Annotated in this window: 11 protein-coding genes; 9 read left to right on the forward strand and 2 right to left on the reverse strand. The window is 54.4% G+C overall.

From position 1 onward, the window contains the following. Nucleotides 1-44: 44 nt before the first annotated feature. Nucleotides 45-989, reverse strand: coding sequence for a metalloregulator ArsR/SmtB family transcription factor (locus tag PP263_RS17990; protein ID WP_308365241.1), 945 nt, complete (start codon nt 987-989; stop codon nt 45-47). 187 nt (nt 990-1176) lie between these two features. On the opposite strand from PP263_RS17990, the gene tkt reads away from it, so the two are divergent. The 5 genes from tkt (at nt 1177) to PP263_RS18015 (ending at nt 11535) form a co-directional block, all read left to right on the forward strand. Further along, complete coding sequence (gene tkt / locus PP263_RS17995; protein WP_308365243.1) at nt 1177-3180, forward strand: transketolase; 2004 nt, start codon at nt 1177-1179, stop codon at nt 3178-3180. A gap of 133 nt (nt 3181-3313) precedes the next feature. Then, nucleotides 3314-4357, forward strand: coding sequence for a type I glyceraldehyde-3-phosphate dehydrogenase (gene gap, locus PP263_RS18000; RefSeq protein ID WP_308365244.1), 1044 nt, complete (start codon nt 3314-3316; stop codon nt 4355-4357). Between the two features lie 239 nt (nt 4358-4596). Continuing rightward, nucleotides 4597-6459 carry an Ig-like domain-containing protein gene (locus PP263_RS18005; RefSeq protein WP_308365245.1) on the forward strand — a complete coding sequence of 621 codons (1863 nt, stop codon included), beginning with the start codon at nt 4597-4599 and terminating at the stop codon, nt 6457-6459. 1430 nt (nt 6460-7889) lie between these two features. Beyond that, nucleotides 7890-11132 (forward strand): RHS repeat-associated core domain-containing protein, encoded by a 3243-nt coding sequence (locus PP263_RS18010; protein WP_308365247.1) that lies wholly within the window; start codon nt 7890-7892, stop codon nt 11130-11132. A 16-nt stretch (nt 11133-11148) separates the two neighbouring features. Continuing rightward, nucleotides 11149-11535 carry a hypothetical protein gene (locus PP263_RS18015; protein WP_308365248.1) on the forward strand — a complete coding sequence of 129 codons (387 nt, stop codon included), beginning with the start codon at nt 11149-11151 and terminating at the stop codon, nt 11533-11535. Between the two features lie 449 nt (nt 11536-11984). On the opposite strand, the gene PP263_RS18020 is transcribed toward PP263_RS18015, so the two are convergent. Beyond that, a complete protein-coding gene (locus PP263_RS18020; RefSeq protein ID WP_308365249.1) occupies nt 11985-12974 on the reverse strand; it encodes a transposase in 990 nt (329 codons plus the stop codon). Between the two features lie 633 nt (nt 12975-13607). Here PP263_RS18020 and PP263_RS18025 point away from each other — a divergent pair. The 4 genes from PP263_RS18025 to PP263_RS18040 all read left to right on the forward strand — a co-directional run bounded on the left by PP263_RS18025 (nt 13608) and on the right by PP263_RS18040 (nt 17344). Then, a complete protein-coding gene (locus tag PP263_RS18025) occupies nt 13608-14459 on the forward strand; it encodes an RHS repeat-associated core domain-containing protein (RefSeq protein ID WP_308365251.1) in 852 nt (283 codons plus the stop codon). Continuing rightward, nucleotides 14459-14848 carry a hypothetical protein gene (locus PP263_RS18030; protein ID WP_308365252.1) on the forward strand — a complete coding sequence of 130 codons (390 nt, stop codon included), beginning with the start codon at nt 14459-14461 and terminating at the stop codon, nt 14846-14848. Before PP263_RS18025 ends, PP263_RS18030 begins: the two co-directional genes overlap by 1 nt. A gap of 29 nt (nt 14849-14877) precedes the next feature. Continuing rightward, nucleotides 14878-15306 (forward strand): hypothetical protein, encoded by a 429-nt coding sequence (locus PP263_RS18035; RefSeq protein ID WP_308365253.1) that lies wholly within the window; start codon nt 14878-14880, stop codon nt 15304-15306. 70 nt (nt 15307-15376) lie between these two features. After that, the gene (locus PP263_RS18040) at nt 15377-17344 is read left to right on the forward strand and encodes a prolyl oligopeptidase family serine peptidase (RefSeq protein ID WP_308365254.1); all 1968 of its coding nucleotides are present in this window, start codon (nt 15377-15379) and stop codon (nt 17342-17344) included. The last annotated feature ends 28 nt before the right edge of the window (nt 17345-17372 follow it).

Here is a 17372-nt window from a genome sequence, read left to right on the forward strand (position 1 = left end):
CGGAATGACGACAGTACGCTGTAGAGGCAGGCAAAATTTCGCCCCTACGGTTTTAGAAACTCTCTGATCTGAATCTGAAAGCCATTTCGCAGCGCGCTGTACACACTGCGGCCGCTCTTCAGGCCGGCGTCTTCCGCCCAGCCCTGTAATTGTTCCGGGGCAAAGCCCAGCCACAGGTCTCCGCAGGCCTCGCGGGCCCAGTCCTGCCGATGGTCCTGCAGTTCGGCCACCAGCAGCTGGCCGCCGCTCTTCAGCGCCGCCTGCAGGTCCCGGAAGATCTGCGCCGGCTCCGGCGTGTGGTGCAGCACCATATTTACCACGACGCTGTCCGCACTCCGCGGCCGCTCCGCCGCCTCGCGGGTGTCGCCGCAGATAAATTCGATATTGTCCAGCCGCCGCCCGGCGGCGAACTGCTGTGCCCGCTCCAGCATGGTGGGGGACAGGTCCAGGGCGGTGACCCTCTGGTAGCGCCCGGCCAGTTCCGCGAGGAACTCCCCCTCCCCGGGTCCCACCTCCAGCGCCGCGGCGCCGGGTTTCAGCAGCTGTGCCACCTGCGGGCCATAGACCTCGTAGCCGGCGATCAGCTCCTGCTGCTCGCGAAAGCGGTTGCCGTAGTCGGCGAAGAAGCGGCGCGAGGCCTCGGCCCGCTCCCGCGCCACCGCTTCCACCGCCTCCGCCCGCTCCGCGGACAGCGGCAGCCGGTCCAGGCCGGTGAACAGCTGCTGCAGGGTTTCGCTGTCGCCGGCGCGGCGGTAGAAGAGGTTGTTGCCCTCGCGCCGGTTGTTGACCAGGCCCGCCTGGGCCAGCACCTTCAGGTGGTGGCTGAGCGCCGGCTGGCGCAGGTCGAAAATGCGGCACAGCTCCAGCACGCTGTAGGAGTCCTGGCTCAGCAGGCGCAGTATCTCCAGGCGCAGCGGGTCGCCGGCCGCCTTGAGGCGGGCCGCCAGTTGGGGGATTGCGTCGCTGTCGGAGTGCTGGGATTGAGGCATGGCGAGCAGTCTAGCAGTGCCTGCGACCTATATCAAAATTTTTTGATATAGGTATATTTGCGACAGATTGGCGGGCTGGATCGGCCAGACAGCCTTTGCGCCGGCGGGACGATTACGGGAAAATACGCCCTCATTTTTGTCGCCGCGACAAATCCGGCCCCACACCGATCCCAGAGAGTTGAGTCCTATGTCTTCCCGCACCCCGTCCCGCACCGAACTGGCCAACGCCGTTCGCGCCCTGTCCATGGATGCCGTCCAGAAAGCCAAGAGTGGCCACCCCGGCGCGCCCATGGGCATGGCGGATATTGCCGAAGTCCTGTGGAACGACTACCTGAAACACAACCCGGCCAACCCGCATTGGGCCGATCGCGACCGCTTCGTGCTCTCCAATGGCCACGGCTCCATGCTGCTCTACTCCCTGCTGCACCTCTCCGGGTACGACCTGCCGATGGAAGAGCTGAAGAATTTCCGCCAGCTGCACTCCAAGACCCCGGGCCACCCGGAGTACGGTTACGCCCCCGGGGTGGAGACCACCACCGGTCCGCTGGGCCAGGGCGTCACCAACGCGGTGGGCATGGCGCTGGCGGAGAAGGTACTGGCGGCGCAGTTCAACCGCCCCGGCTATGAGCTGGTGGACCATCACACCTACGCCTTTCTGGGTGACGGCTGCCTGATGGAGGGCATTTCCCACGAGGCCTGCTCCCTGGCCGGCACCCTGGGTCTGGGAAAGCTGATCGCCTTCTACGACGACAACGGCATCTCCATCGATGGCGAAGTGCGGGGCTGGTTTACCGACGATACCCCGAAGCGTTTCGAAGCCTACGGCTGGCACGTGATCCCGGGCGTGGACGGCCACGATTCCGCTGCAATCAAAGCCGCGATCGAAGATGCCCGCGCGGAGACCACCAAGCCCACCCTTATTTGCTGCAAGACCGTGATCGGCTTCGGCTCCCCCAACAAGCAGGGCCGCGAGGAGTGTCACGGCGCGCCCTTGGGCGACGACGAAATCGCCCTGGTGCGCGAGACCATCAACTGGCAGTACGCCCCCTTCGAAATCCCCGAAGAGATCCGCGCGGGCTGGGATGCGCGCGGCAAGGGAGAAGCACAGGAAGAGGAGTGGAAAGACATTTTCGCCGACTACCAGGAAGAGTTTCCCGAACTGGCGGCGGAGTTCGAGCGCCGCTCTAGCGGCGAGCTGCCGGCGGATTTCCCGGTCAAGGCCGACCAGTACATCCGCGAGTGCCAGGAAAACGCGGAAAAGGTCGCCTCGCGCAAAGCCAGCCAGAACACGCTCAACGCCTACGGCCCGCTGTTGCCGGAATTCCTCGGCGGTTCCGCCGACCTGGCCGGCTCCAACCTCACCATCTGGTCCGGTTCCAAGGGCATCAGTGCCGACGACGCCTCCGGCAACTACGTCTACTACGGCGTGCGCGAATTCGGCATGAGCGCGATCATGAACGGCATCGCCCTGCACGGCGGATTCGTGCCCTACGGCGCCACCTTCCTGATGTTTATGGAATACGCGCGCAACGCCGTGCGCATGGCCGCGCTGATGAAGCAGCGGGTGATCTTCGTCTACACCCACGACTCCATCGGCCTCGGCGAGGACGGCCCCACCCACCAGCCGGTGGAGCAGCTCACCGCCCTGCGCGCAACCCCCAACCTGCACACCTGGCGCCCCTGCGACACCACCGAATCCGCGGTATGCTGGAAAATGGCCGTGAGCCGCAAGGACGGCCCCAGCGCACTGATATTCAGCCGCCAGGGCCTGTCGCCCCAGGGGCGCGACGAAGCGCAGGTCAAACAGATCGAACGCGGCGGCTATGTGCTGGCGGACTGCGAGGGCGTGCCGGAAGCGATCATCATCGCCACCGGCTCCGAAGTGGAACTGGCCATCGCCGCCAAGGAGGAACTCTCCGGGCGCAAAATCCGCGTGGTCTCCATGCCCTGTGCGGAAGCCTTTATGGAGCAGGACGAAGCCTACCGCGAATCCGTACTGCCGACGGCGGTGCGCACCCGCGTCGCAGTGGAAGCCGGGCACGGGGATTACTGGTACAAATTCGTCGGTTTCGACGGCGCCATCGTCGGCATGAAGACCTTCGGCGAATCCGCCCCCGGCGGCGAGCTGATGGAGTACTTCGGCTTTACCGCGGAAAATGTTGTCGCCACAGTGGAAAAACTGCTGAAGTAATAGTTTTTTCCTAACAAGCAATCTGGATACCGTGATACGCCGGTATGACGAACGATAAATCGTCATTCCGGCGTATGTCGGAATCCAGATTGCACTGATGCCTGTTCCCCATGCCAAAGCCAATGGCCGTTAAATGACTGTTCGACTCGCCATCAACGGCTACGGCCGAATCGGCCGCTGCGTACTCCGTGCCCTCTACGAAGGAAGCAGCCGAGACCGCCTGCAGATCGTCGCCATCAACGAACTGGCCGACTGCGCCACCATCGCCCACCTCACAAAATACGACTCCGTGCACGGCCGTTTCAGCGGCGAGGTCTCTACTCTCCCCTCTCCCTCTGGGAGAGGGGTTGGGGGAGAGGGCATACTCCTCGTCAACGGCGACCATATAGCGGTAACTCACCGCGAAAAACTTGAAGACCTGGACTGGTCCGCCCAACAGGTGGACATAGTGCTCGAGTGCACCGGCAGCTTCAGCGAGCGCGAGCGAGCCGAACTGCATTTAAAAGCCGGCGCCAAAAAAGTACTTTTCTCCCAGCCTGCCAGCCGCGACGTGGATGCCACCATTATCTACGGGGTCAACGACAATATTCTCACTGGCAATGAAAAAATTATTTCCGCCGCCTCCTGCACCACCAACTGCAGCGTACCGGTAATCTCCGCCCTGGACGATGCCTTCGGCATAGAAGCCGGCGTAATCACCACCATCCACTCGGCGATGAACGACCAGCCGGTAAACGACGCCTACCATCACACGGATTTAAGAAAGACCCGCTCCGCGGTCACCTCGATTATCCCGGTGGACACAGGCCTCGCCCGCGGCATCGAGCGCATCCTCCCTCACCTGGCCGGAAAATTCGAAGCCCAGGCCATGCGCGTCCCCACCGTCAATGTCTCCGCCATTGACCTCTCCGCGCAACTGCGCAAACCCGTCACCCAGGGCGAAGTCAACGCCCTGCTCAAATCCGCCGCGGAAAACCGGTTTTCCGGAATCCTCGGCTACACCGAAGAACCCCTCGCCTCCTGTGATTTTAACCACGATTCCCGCTCCGGTATTGTCGATGCCAGCCAGACGCGGGTGGCTGGTGGCCACTTGGTCAAAGTTTTGATCTGGTTTGATAATGAGTGGGGGTTTGCGAATCGGATGGTGGATGTGAGTGAAAAACTCATCTCCCGGTAAGTTTCTGTTCGCTTTGCAAACATATTGGTGGAAATTTACGCATTCCTGTAATGGCGTGTAATAGCGTGTGATTGAGCTGTTATCGGATGGTGTGATAAAACGCTTCTCCTTTGAGGTGCTCTGTACAGGTAGAAAAGCCATTCAGGAACTCAATAAAAATATATCGATGAAGTATCTGGATTTGGTAGATAACTGATATTTTCCAATAGCCATTGGTGCAAGTTTTTAGGTGGGGAAACATGGCAAGAGCCATAGCTGTGCAGTTTGTTTTCTGGTGTTCGTTCGCTGTGGGGAGTATCGCCAACGCTGATGTATACGGACCCAGCACATCGACATCCGGCTCCTATACGATTTCTTGGGATGCTATTGACGAGACACCTGGGCGTCGAGAGCTAATAAATTACGAAATTGCAGAAACTGTAGGAACAAATACCGAAAAATATTATACGGTCTCTACCAGCAAATCATTTAGTAAAAGTAGTAATGAGAATTATGGATATACAGTAACAGCGGCCATTAGCAATATTAATCCTGTTACTGGCGACGATACTGTTTCTTATTCTACGTTAGGTTCAAAGACGGTCTCTGTCAAAAAGCCCCCTACGGCAAGTGCCAGCTTTAGTCCCACAACGATCAGCGAAGGTGGGAGCTCCACCTATTCCTGGAGTTCTGTCAACGCAACTGGTTGTTCGGCTACCGGAATCTCCGGAGTAAGCGGCAAGTCTGGAATTAAGATCTACAACGCTTCCAATACTATGAGCAGCAACCAGACGGCTACCGTAAAGTTAACCTGTTCGGGCGCTGGCGGATCTGTGTCTGTATCCAAGCTGCTTGCTATCAACTTTGTAAATGATGTACCAACTATATCTGCGATCGGCGACAAGACGATCAGTGAAGATGCCAATACAGGGAATATCCCCTTTACAGTTGGCGATGAGGAAACCTCTGCCGGCTCGCTCTCTTTAAGTGGTTCTTCAAGCAATACCGCCCTTGTGCCAAACGGCAATATCGTCTTTGGTGGGAGCGGCGCAAACCGGACGGTTAAAGTAACCCCATTGGCCAACAAGAGCGGCAGCACCACTATCACGGTTACGGTATCCGACGGTGGGAAATCGAGAAGCACGACGTTCAAAGTGACGATCAACTCAGTCAACGATACGCCAACCATATCGTCTATCGCCAGCAAGACAATCAATGAAGACACCAGTACCGGTAATATCGCCTTTACGGTGGGAGATGTAGAGACCTCCGCCGGGTCACTGGCGGTAAGCGGATCATCGAGCAATGCCGCCTTGGTGCCCAATGGCAATATCGTCTTTAGCGGTAGTGGCGCCAGCCGCACGGTAAACGTCACGCCCGCGGCCAATAAGAGTGGGAATGCCACCATCACCGTGACCGTCTCCGATGGTGCGAAGTCAGCGACTGAGGCATTTACCGTTACCGTCAATGCGGTGAATGACGCGCCAACCATTTCCGCCATTGCCGATACCACCATCGGGGAAGCGAAAACCTCCGCCAGCCTGCCGTTCACGGTCGGCGATATCGATACGGCGGCGACCTCCCTGACCTTGTCGGCAAGCTCCAGCAATACACAGTTGATTCCGGTTGGCAATATTGTCTTTGGCGGTTCCGGCACCAGCAGAACCGTCAAAGTCACTGCCAAGGCCGGTGCCACTGGAACAGCCAGGGTTACCGTTTCTGTGTTCGACGGACAGGCGTCCAGGTCCAAAAATTTTACTGTGGATGTGTTGGGGACGCCCAGGAATATCGTTGTGCCAACTACTGACGACGATGGTACTTACCAAATTTCCTGGGACGCGGTGACCGGCGCCACCTACTACAAGATCCGGGAGAGGTTCAACGGCAATGCCTGGGGCAGCTATGTCTCCACCGGTTCAAGCAGCGCTAGGTCAGTGAACGATAACCTGAACGGGAAATATCGATACCGCATCGTCGCCTGTAATGCCAATGGTTGCGGCGCAGAAGGCGTCTCTTCTCCTGTTGTGGTGGATTCGTCGCCCGGCACCAGCGTTATCTATATTCATACGGATTTGCTGGGGTCTCCTGTGGCGGAGTCGGATGAGTTAGGGGAGATTCACTAATGAATATGAGCCTGGCTAAGTATTCTGTAGCAGGTGTTCTTGTATTGCTGCTAGCGGGATTATTCATAACACCCGCGTATGCCATTTCGAGTCTTTCAGATAGTTCCTTCTATCATGAAGTTAAGGAAAGAATTAAGGTTCAACAGGATCTGGAGGCGTTGGATCAGAATCTTGCCGGAGAATCCATTGATTACTTTACCGGCAATGTTTCATTCTCGGTTACTGATGTTTCTATTCCCGGTAACTTCGAAATTCCAGTTCAGATCACGAGAACACTTAGCAGAAGCAAGGAAGTATTTGCCCAATTCGGGGATTGGGAACTCAATATTCCCAGAATTACAGGCAAATATAACCAGGTGGCCCATATGGACTGCCAAACGGTGGTGCCGCCTTCAGTTCCTGCGGAGCTGGGTCCAGGATCTTTCACATGGGGTACCTATCATAAGGGTTTGACCCTTCACGATGGGAATGGCTATTCCGGCCGCTTGATTCCGATTAGTGCTGTTGAAAGCCCTCCGTTTACCTTGCCGACTGGGTACACCTACTACACCAAGGATCACTGGGTGGTCAAATGTGTAGGCGCTGATTTTGAAGCGCTTTCGCCCAATGGCGTGAAGTACACTTTTAGTAGTCGCGATAGCGCCGGCACGCCACAGGTATGTCAGAACAATGATGATAAATGCATAACCACTCGTATCGTGGCTGACCGTGTAATCAAGATAGAAGACAGGTTTGGCAACCATGTTGATTATTTATACGATGCAAACAACAGGCTGTACAGAATCTCTGCGTCGGACGGCCGAACGATCAATCTCTATTACAATGGATCTGAAACTAGAATAGATAGAGTTGCAGCGAATGGCCGATCTTGGCAATACGATTACCGGACAACTTCAACCTTCTCACCGCTTTTAACTTCAGTTACCAGACCGGACGGGAGTGCCTGGGAGTATCGCATTTACGATGAAGGTTGCAAGGGTCCTTGCGGAAGTAATGCGGATTATCCAGCCTTCAGTTATCGCAGGATTCCAGAAGCAAGCAACTACGATAGCGGCACCTCACCTGCTTCCTATTTCTTCTCGATTACCCATCCGGAAGGTGCGAAAGTTGAATATGAGTTCCGTGATATTTTCCTGCATAGATTCGGACAAGATCTACGGAGGCATTGTATTCCCGGTTTCTGTACCCAACCGGCAAACCGCCGCTGCAGCGTTATCCAATGCAAGGGGCGCACTGTCAGCATCGCATTGCTAAACAAGAAGCTCTATTATAAGAACGGAGATTTTTATGAGTGGAGCTACAGCTATAGTGATTCTGAGAAGCTGGCACCAATCTACCATGAAGATGGTGGCCCGATTTCCGATGCTGCGAAGCGTCAGATAACAACAATCATTGGGCCGGAAGGCATTACCGAAATCATCTTCAACCGCATGTACGATTGGAATGAAGGTGCTGAACTTTGGCGGGTCTACAAGGATAAAGACGGCACGGAACTTTCGAGAATCGTAAAAAACTGGGAGAAGGGCGATTACTACGGCGACCTGTTGGTGCTGGAGTGGCTGCAGAACAACTCGCGACACATGAATATCCTGCGCGAAGCCTACTTTGCCAAGTTAGTGCTGGAGGCCAGCAAGGTCGAGAACAGTTCCTACTACAAGAAGTTCTCCAACTTCAATACCTACCAAGTTCCGGAGAAAATCTATGAATACAATGATTTCTCCAGCAAAACCAAATACACCAAACAGCTCTACCAGCACGATACCACCCACTGGCTGCTGAACCTGCCCACCAAAACCCAGATCAGCGCCACGGACAGCGGCTATACCACGGTCAAGGAAACCACCTACCATACCTCTGGTGGCAGTTACAAATCTCTGCCCCACGAGGAGAAGGCCTACGGCGACTGGGTCAGGCGCACCGCCAGTTACCACACGGACGGGAATCCCAAGCGTATCGAGTACAACGCCCGGCTGACCCGCGCCGACGGCACGGCATCCACCCAGTACCGCTATTCCGAGCTGAGCAACTTCAAGCGCGGCAGGCCCCAGCGGATCACCTACCCGGCGCGCTACAGCGATACCGCCACCGTGACCGAAAGCCAAGTGGTGGACAACAACGGCTGGATCACCAGTATCACCGACCTCAACGGCAATATCTCGGGCTACACCTATGATGCCGTGGGCCGTCTGGAGAGCGTGGACCTGCCCGGCAGCTGGCTGGACACCTACTTCCATTGGACCACCGACGGCAGCGGCCTCAAGGTACGCAGCGCCCAGCGCTGCGCCTTGCTGAGCGACAAGTCCGGCTGCAGTGGTACCCCCGCCTATACCGAGAGCGCCACCTACGACTACATGCTGCGCCCGGTCCTCACCGAGAAGACCGACGTGGCCAGCGGCGAAAGTCGCTACCAGAATCGCGCGTTCAACTCGGAAAACAAGACCACCTTCGCCTCCTACTGGTCCGACACCGCCACGGCAACCGCCGGCATCACCTCGGTCTACGACGGCCTGGGCCGTCTGCGCCAGCGCAGCCAGACCGGCGGCGGCAGCGAAGCCATCGACTACCTCTCCGGCAATCGCATCCGGGTCACCAACACCCGCGGCTTCGCCACCACCACCACCTACCAAGCCTACGGCAGCCCCGCGTACGACACGGCCCTGGCGATCGACTCCCCGGAGGGTGTCACCACCACTCACACCGTCAACCTGTTCGGCGACCTCACCGCCATCACCCAGACCGGCCCCGGCAAGAGCGGCCAGGGCACCGTCAGCCAGACCGAATACCGCGCCTACGACGGCAATCACCAACTGTGCAAGATCGTGCGCAATGACGTGGGCCAGACCGCCTTCCAGCACTCTCTCCTCGGCGAACTCCAGTGGACCGCCGAAGGCGTCTCCGGCGGCACCCCTACCGACTGCACCAGCACCGCCTCCAGTGCCGAGAAAATCCTCGTCCGCTACGACAACCTCGGCGGCGCCCGGCAGGTCAACTACCCGGACACCAGCCCGGACGTAACCTACACCCGCGACCCCCAGGGCAACCTCAAAACCCTCACCGCCGGCGACGTGGTGCAAAGTTACAACTACAACAACCTGCATCTGCTGGAGGACGAAGCCCTCAGCGTAGACGGCCTCTCCTTCACCCTGGACTACGTCTACAACAACCGGGGCCACCTCCGCAGCCTCATCTACCCGGACAGCCTGCGCGTGGACTACGCCCCCAACGGCTTCGGCGAACCCACCCAGGCCAACAACGGTCGCCAGCCCTACGCAAGCGACGTCAACTACTACCCCAACGGCACTATGGACAGCTTCGCTTTCGGCAATGGCATAGTGCACAAAACCACTCTCAACAACCGCCAGCTGCCGAGCAGCATCCGGGAACACTCCCCCAGCGCCACCGCCGTCCACCTGGGCTACCAGTACGACAACCAGGCCAATATCACCAAGCTCACCGACTACCAGAACAACAGCCACAGCCTCACCAGCCTAAGCTACGACGGCCTCGACCGCCTCACCGGCACCACCGGCAACAACGGCATCGGCAGCAGCACCCTAAACTACGACGGCCTCGGCAACATCACCGGCTACAGCAACACCAGCAATGCCAATCCCAGCAGCCTCGACTATCAATACAACACTACTACCAACCGTCTCACCGATGTCACCGGCAGCAAAGCCTACAACTTCCAATACGACACCCGAGGCAACGTCACCCACAACGGCAACCGCGGCTTCACCTTCAACCGCGCCAACCAGCTCACCGACTCCGAGGGCAACAGCTACCGCTACGACGGCCACAACCGCCGGGTCAAAGCCCGGGACAGTAAGGGCACCACCTATACCCTGTACAGCCGATCTGGCAAACTGCTTTACCGGGAATCGGCACAACAAGCGGTGGCCTACATCTACCTCGGGAACAAGCTGATCGCCAAAGACGGCATCCAGCCCGCCAGCCAGAACAGCCGGCAGCACTACAAGCCGTTTGGAGAGACGATAGAAGCGCCCAAGGACGAAGTGGGCTACACCGGGCACAAGTACGACAAGGACCTGGGGCTCAACTACATGCAGGCCAGGTACTATGATCCGGCGATTGGGCGGTTTTACTCGAATGATCCGGTGGGGTATACGTTATCTAATCCGGTAATGAGTTTTAACCGATATTTATACGTCAACAACAATCCCTACAAGTACACCGATCCAACAGGGATGTGCGGTACCGGGCTTTGCGTCGGCGGTGCACTGTTGCTTCGGCAAGCAATCGTTTACGGAGCTAAACAGTACGCAAAGAAGGCAGCTATGAATACTGCGAGTGCGACCGTAGCTGGCACCGCCGCTGTTGCGGCTAATGAAATGCTCAATGAATCATCAGGAGATGATGGCTCTGAAAACCCAGTCGATAAGGTGTTAGAAGGAGCCTCGCCTGGCGAAAAGACAAAGGGGCGAACAACGAATTGGGATAAGCCCGGTGGCATTGATCAAGCAAATGGAGACTTTGATTCATTAGTTCCGGAAGGCGCTAAAGAAATTACGGACTCTAAAGGTGGAAAGGGACGGACAGGAGAAACTGCGGATGGAAAAAAAGTGAACGTCCGGCCTAATAGCTCTGATGGCAGGCCGACTGTTGAGATACAGGATGGCAAAAATAAAATAAAAGTTAGATATAATGATTGATCGGAGGTATATGCTGGTGAATAGAGATCAATATCAAACCTGGATTCCAGTCTCTAATCTAGCAGGTAAAGTCATTGTTGAGAGAATCGTAGATTCTGATGATGGCTTATCTATATTTATTAGAACTCTCGACAATGAAGAAAACAGATATCGTATATTGTTTGACCCTTATGTGGCCTATCGAAATATGGATGAAGGCTTTCGAACAAAAACTTTTTCAGAGGTTGGTGGATTTGATAGCAGTTTATATTTGATTGCCAATTCAAGTTGGCTTCAGTGGCTGCACGAAGAAAGCTTGGGCTATTATAAGGACAGGGATATAAAACACTATTTCATAGTAACTTCGGCTGACTGCTTGGATGTTTTATCTGAGTTTGAACCGAGCGTAGAAGTACAGCTTTAGCCAGTGTGAAAGCTGACAGGTCAAAGCCCTGGACAGCCAAGGCACCACCTATACCCGGTACAGCCAATTTGATTGTTTGCGGATGAGTGAGTCTGCACAAGAGGGGAGATTGGCGCAGGCACGCGCGCTGACCGATCCTTTTGCACAAGAGGGGACTGTCTTAGGCGATTTGTGGTACGGATTGCGAAACCTTAACGGCGGTGTAACCCTTACCGCGGATTTACCTTTGAATTTGTTTACAAAACAGAACAGGAAAAACAGAACAGGACACCCACTAATTGAAAGATGAAACAGGTATGGCTTCAAGGCGGTTACAAGGCTCAATGAATTCAGTCGCCAGACGATATTCTTCGGCAGGTAGAGAATAGCGGCGCCAAACGGTGTTTTGGAAATGTGAAAAAACCTCGCAGCAAGCCTGCGATAGTGCTCTTTAAGAGGAAAACAAGAGGTCAGGAAGCGGTGGGTGGCGAGAAATAGCGCTCGCAGTCGCGGATGCCCTGCGCCCAGCGCTTGCCGAGCCGCTCGCAGGCACTGCGCATCGAATGCGCGGCGCCCACCAGGGATTTGAAGCGGCTCTCGAAGTTCCGGTTGAGATAGAGCCAGTGCTGAGGATCGATCTGCAGTCTGTCGAGAATCGGTGGCAGTCTTTCGTCGATGGCGCCGCGCTTGCCCTCGCGCAGAATGCGTCCGCTCCAGTCCACCAGTTCCAGATAGCCGTCCAGGGGCAGGGGAATGCCTTCAGGCATGGATTCGCGGGGGTTACCGGCAAAGGGGAACAGGTTTCGCGGCTGCCTGGCTTTCCGGGCAGCCTCGATACGCCGCTTGATGGAAGTATGGTCCGATGCCTCCGGCGTCTGTACCATCTTCGCGCGGATCGGATTTAAATCCACATAGGCCAGGCAGGCGGCCAGTGCCCGCTCGTCCAGTAGGGCTTGGGATTTGAACCTCCCTTCCCAAAAGCGGCCGGTGCACTGATCTTCCCGGTTGGCCTCGCGGGCGATGGATTCGTTCAGCATGCGCATAAACCAGCTGATATCCATCAGTCGCGCCCGCCATCCATCGGCGACTTCGGCAAGGCGGGCCAGCTCTGCGGAATCCAGGACTTCACCACGGATAAAGCGCTGCGAGAGCACAGAGCCCTTGCACAACTGGTGCCAGCGCTCCACCACCTCGCGCAGTTCCCAGCCAGCCGCTTGTGCCTCGTTGATATGCAGTACTACATGGTAGTGATTGCTCATCACCGCATAGGCACAAACATCCAGCGCGAACACCTCGGCCAGTTCCAGCAATCGGTCCTCGATCCACTGGCGGCGGTGCTCAAAACACTGCCCGGTACGCTCGTCCCGCCCACACAGAAAGGCGCGACGCACGCAGCGGGAGACGCAGTGGTAGTAGGGGGTGTTATCAAGGGATACCAGGGCTTTGCGCGGAAGTCCCATTTCTGGCTATCCATACAGTTGGATGAATAGACAGTATTTTACGGAGAAACGTATGCTTCTCAAGCGGGTTGGCGTAAGATGCTTTTTGTTTGATGGGTGTCCTGAAATGACCTGTTTGATGGGTGTCCTGAAATGACCTAATGGGTGTCCTGAAATGACCTAAATGACCTGATGGGTGTCCTGAAATGACTACTGAAATGACTCTACAGCCACAGCCTCACCAGCCTAAGTTACGACGGCCTCGACCGTCTCACTGGCACCACCGGCAACAACACCATCGGCAGCAGCACCCTAAACTACGACGGCCTCGGCAACATCACCGGCTACAGCAATACCAGCACAATCAATCCCAGCAGCCTCGACTACCAGTACAACACCACAACCAACCGCCTCACCGGTGTCACCGGCAGCAAAGCCTACAGCTTCCAATACGACACCCGGGGCAACGTCACCCACAACGGCAATCGCGGCTTCACCTTCAACCGCGCCAACCAGCTCACCGACTCAGAAGGCAACCGCTACCGCTACGACGGCCACAACCGCCGGGTCAAAGCCCAGGACAGCCAAGGCACCACCTATACCCTGTACAGCCAATCTGGCAAACTGCTGTACCGGGAATCGGCACAACAAGCGGTGGCCTACATCTACCTCGGGAACAAGCTGATCGCCAAAGACGGCATCCAGCCTGCCAGCCAGAACAGCCGGCAGCACTACAAGCCGTTTGGGGAGACGATAGAAGCGCCCAAGGACGAAGTGGGCTATACCGGGCACAAGTACGACAAGGACCTGGGGCTCAACTACATGCAGGCCAGGTACTATGATCCGACGATAGGACGATTTTACTCGAACGACCCGATAGGCTACCGGGACCTGCACAGCTTCAACCGCTATGCCTATGTGAACAACAACCCGTTCAAATACGTGGACCCAGATGGGCAAGAGGTTATTAGCGTTTATGCGAACACTAACAACACGCTGTTTATGGCAGACAAGGATACCCACGCATGGGCTCTGGTCCAGGCTGAATCTGGAGGCAAGCCTTTTGGGGATCCCATCCCAGCTGGGAACTACTCAATCCTTGAGCGTGCTGGTCGTGATGGCTTTTATCGCTTGGAGGGCCAGGATTCAAATTTTGGGGATGACGCAACTGCTGATGGGCGAACCCACCTGAGGCTCCACGGTCCGGGAAGAACTCTTGGCTGTGTTTCTGTTTGTACCAATGATGGATTTAAAAAGGTGGAAAAGCTGCTTCAATCAACGTCTAAAAGTACAACTAAAGTTGACGACAAGTCGATTCTTGGTCGGCTTTTGGGCCGGCAAGAATCATTAACGAACTTTGGTTCTATGCAGGTTTTACCATCTGGTTTTAGCCTTAATTTTGATGCCCCTACAGGACAAATCTCTATAAGCAGAACCCAAACGGGCTCTCGTATCCCCCGAAAGACCGTTATTTGTTCAGTGAGAGAAGATGGAGGATGCAACTAATGGCCATTTTTAACTATTTGGATAAAATTTTTCAAAAGCCATTGATATCGGGCGGCTGGATAAAGTTCGTAGCATCTGTTTTGCTTTCTGCCGCTATTGTTAACATATTGCTCGTTTTTGAGCGTGTTATTTCTGCGATTTGGCAGTGGTATAAATTTTATGGATATGAAACTGAGGGTGCTATTACACTGAGTATGAAAACTGCATGGCTCTATTTGGCACTAAGCGGTCTTCTTATTTTAGCTTGTTTTTTTATTGGGGCCTTGAGTAAAGCAAAAGGTGTACTGATTGGGCTAAGGTTTTCTAATTGGGCGCTGGCAATGTCATTTTTCAGTGTTGTGATATATCTGCTACTGGCATTTAGTCCGCTAAACCAATGGCGCCCTTAACGGGGCGGGTTAGATCACGGGGAGATTGCATGCACTTCTGGAAAAAACTGATTTCCATTGGCACAGTACTGGCATCTGGCTGCGCTAGCGCCCCCAAAAGCATCGAAGCTCCTATTGCATCGGTGCTTCCAGGGACTTGGGGATTCTCCGAAACCGAAGAATGCTCTCGCGATCCTCAAACCATCTCCTTCTCTCCAGATGGAAAGAAGATGTACGTTGCCTACCGGCTCGCGGGAGAAGCCGGCTCAGGGGATATTCGTAAGACCTTCACGTACCGTGTTGGCGCTCAAACGGGTAATCTGCTCCGTTTAAACCTTGATGGAGAGACGCGAGCCAGCCCCACTGGAGATCCGGTCAGCTGGGATCTCGTTCTGCTCAATAGAGATAGTTTCTGCTGGCACCGCAACGACTGGAGGGAAGATGAATGTACTAAGGCTGTGCTTCGATGCATAATCTAACTTATTAAAAATAAAGCTGGTCCTCGGGAAACATAACCCGTGAAACCAATAATTCAGATATCGATTTTTTATGAAAACCTTAACGCTAGTATTAATTCTACTTCCGCTTTCCGCCCTTGCTTCTCCACTATCACTAGACAGCCTGATCCGGCGTCCTGAAATTGAAGATGTGAAAATTTCACCAGATGGTTCCCATATTGCGGTTCGCCGGCTTAATAACGGGCAGAGGATGTTGGTTTTCAGAGAGCTGCCTGATTTTTCCGTCGCGCACGTTCTCCGGTTGCCTAAAAAAATGCACGTGGGTGAATTTTTATGGGCAAGCAACAAGCGTGTGGTGCTGAGAGTTCTTTCCAGTATTGCCTCGTTAGAGAGCCCAGTGGATTATGGAACATTGTATGCGATTGACTATGATGGAAAAAACGGTAGAAATATATTTGGCCATTTGACGGGGAAGATGCAAACAGGCTCTCACATTAAGAAAGCTGAAAGTAGCTATGCGCATGCTACAGTAATTGACCCGTTGATTGATGATAATGATGAAATTTTAATCTCCACTTATCCTTGGGCTAATAACGGAGAAAGCATAGGTGGCGTTTACCGGTTAAATATCTATTCCGGTGTGAAGAATTTAATAACAAACCTCCCGCAAGTCGGCGGGCGAGGATTTACTGACGGCAAAGGGAATTTATTGTTCGCAAATGGGGTGGATAAGGAAGCCAAATATCGCCTCTACCAGAAAAAAGGAGTGAGCTGGGAACTGCTGGAGGATCCTTTGCTATTTCAAGCCGTCCCAGTTGGATTTGATTCGCAAAAAGGTGATGCATATCTTGTTTCCAGGCCGCTTGGGCAAGCAGAGCGGTTGGTTAAATTGAATATTGCTAATGGAGAGCTTGTCGATATATACGGCCACGAATTTGCGGATATAGATGATATAATCTTAGAGCCTCTATCCAAAAGGCCAATAGGCGTACATATAAATCCAGATTACCCAAAATTTGAGCTTTTCGAAAAAAAGGATCAATTTTCTGCTCTGTTTAGAGGTTTAGTAAAGGCCTTTGATGGCTTTGCGATAGAGTTTACCAGTTTTACTAAAAATGGTAAGTACGGAATACTCCGGGTATATGGCGATCGTCTGCCTGGTGATTACTATCTGGTGAATACTGACAGCAAGCAGGTCAGTATAGTTGCTTCCTCCGCAGAAAAGATTTTTCCTGACCAGCTTAACGCCATGGAGGCTGATTTCTTTACTACAAGTGACGGATTGCGTATAGGTGTTTATCTTACTTTTCCGGCGCAAGGGAGAGAAGACCTTCCTATGGTGGTTATCCCGCACGGGGGGCCACATGCAAGAGACTACTGGGCGTTTGATCAAACAGCGCAGATTCTTTCTCAGAATGGCTATTTGGTTCTACAGGTTAATTTCCGGGGATCCACTGGCTATGGTAATGCGTTTTATGCTGCGGGCATTCGGGAGTGGGGTGGAAAGGTCCAGCAGGACATAGCGGAAGCAGTGAAATGGGCTGTTCAGAAAGGGTATGCGGATAAAAGCAGGGTCTGTATTTATGGTGCTAGTTTTGGCGGCTATTCTGCAATGATGAATCCAATTAGATTTCCTGAACTTTATCAATGTGCTGCCGGTTACGCTGGTGTTTACGATCTGGAATTGATGTATAGAGAGGGAGATATTCAACAAAGAGGTAGGGGGATTGCATATTTACAGCGCGAGCTTACCGAAGACAGAGACTTTTTGAGGAAAAATTCTCCCCTGTACAATACGGACAGGCTAAATTTGCCTGTGTTTATCATTCATGGCGAAGAAGATAATCGAGCGCCGATTGAACATGCGGAGGCATTACTGCGCCAGCTTAAGACTGAGAAGAAGTCCGTAAAATCCCTAATCATCTCCAGGGAGGGCCATGGTTTTTACAGCGAAAAAAATAACAGGAAACTATACAGTCAACTACTGGAATTCTTTGATCGACACCTTGGAGGGGAATCAGTAAAAGGAAAAGAAGCCGGGAATGTGGTAGGAGAATGAATTTTACCTTGGTGGAAAGGCTTGTTTG

The organism is Microbulbifer sp. TB1203 (genome assembly GCF_030997045.1).
Taxonomy (GTDB): domain Bacteria; phylum Pseudomonadota; class Gammaproteobacteria; order Pseudomonadales; family Cellvibrionaceae; genus Microbulbifer.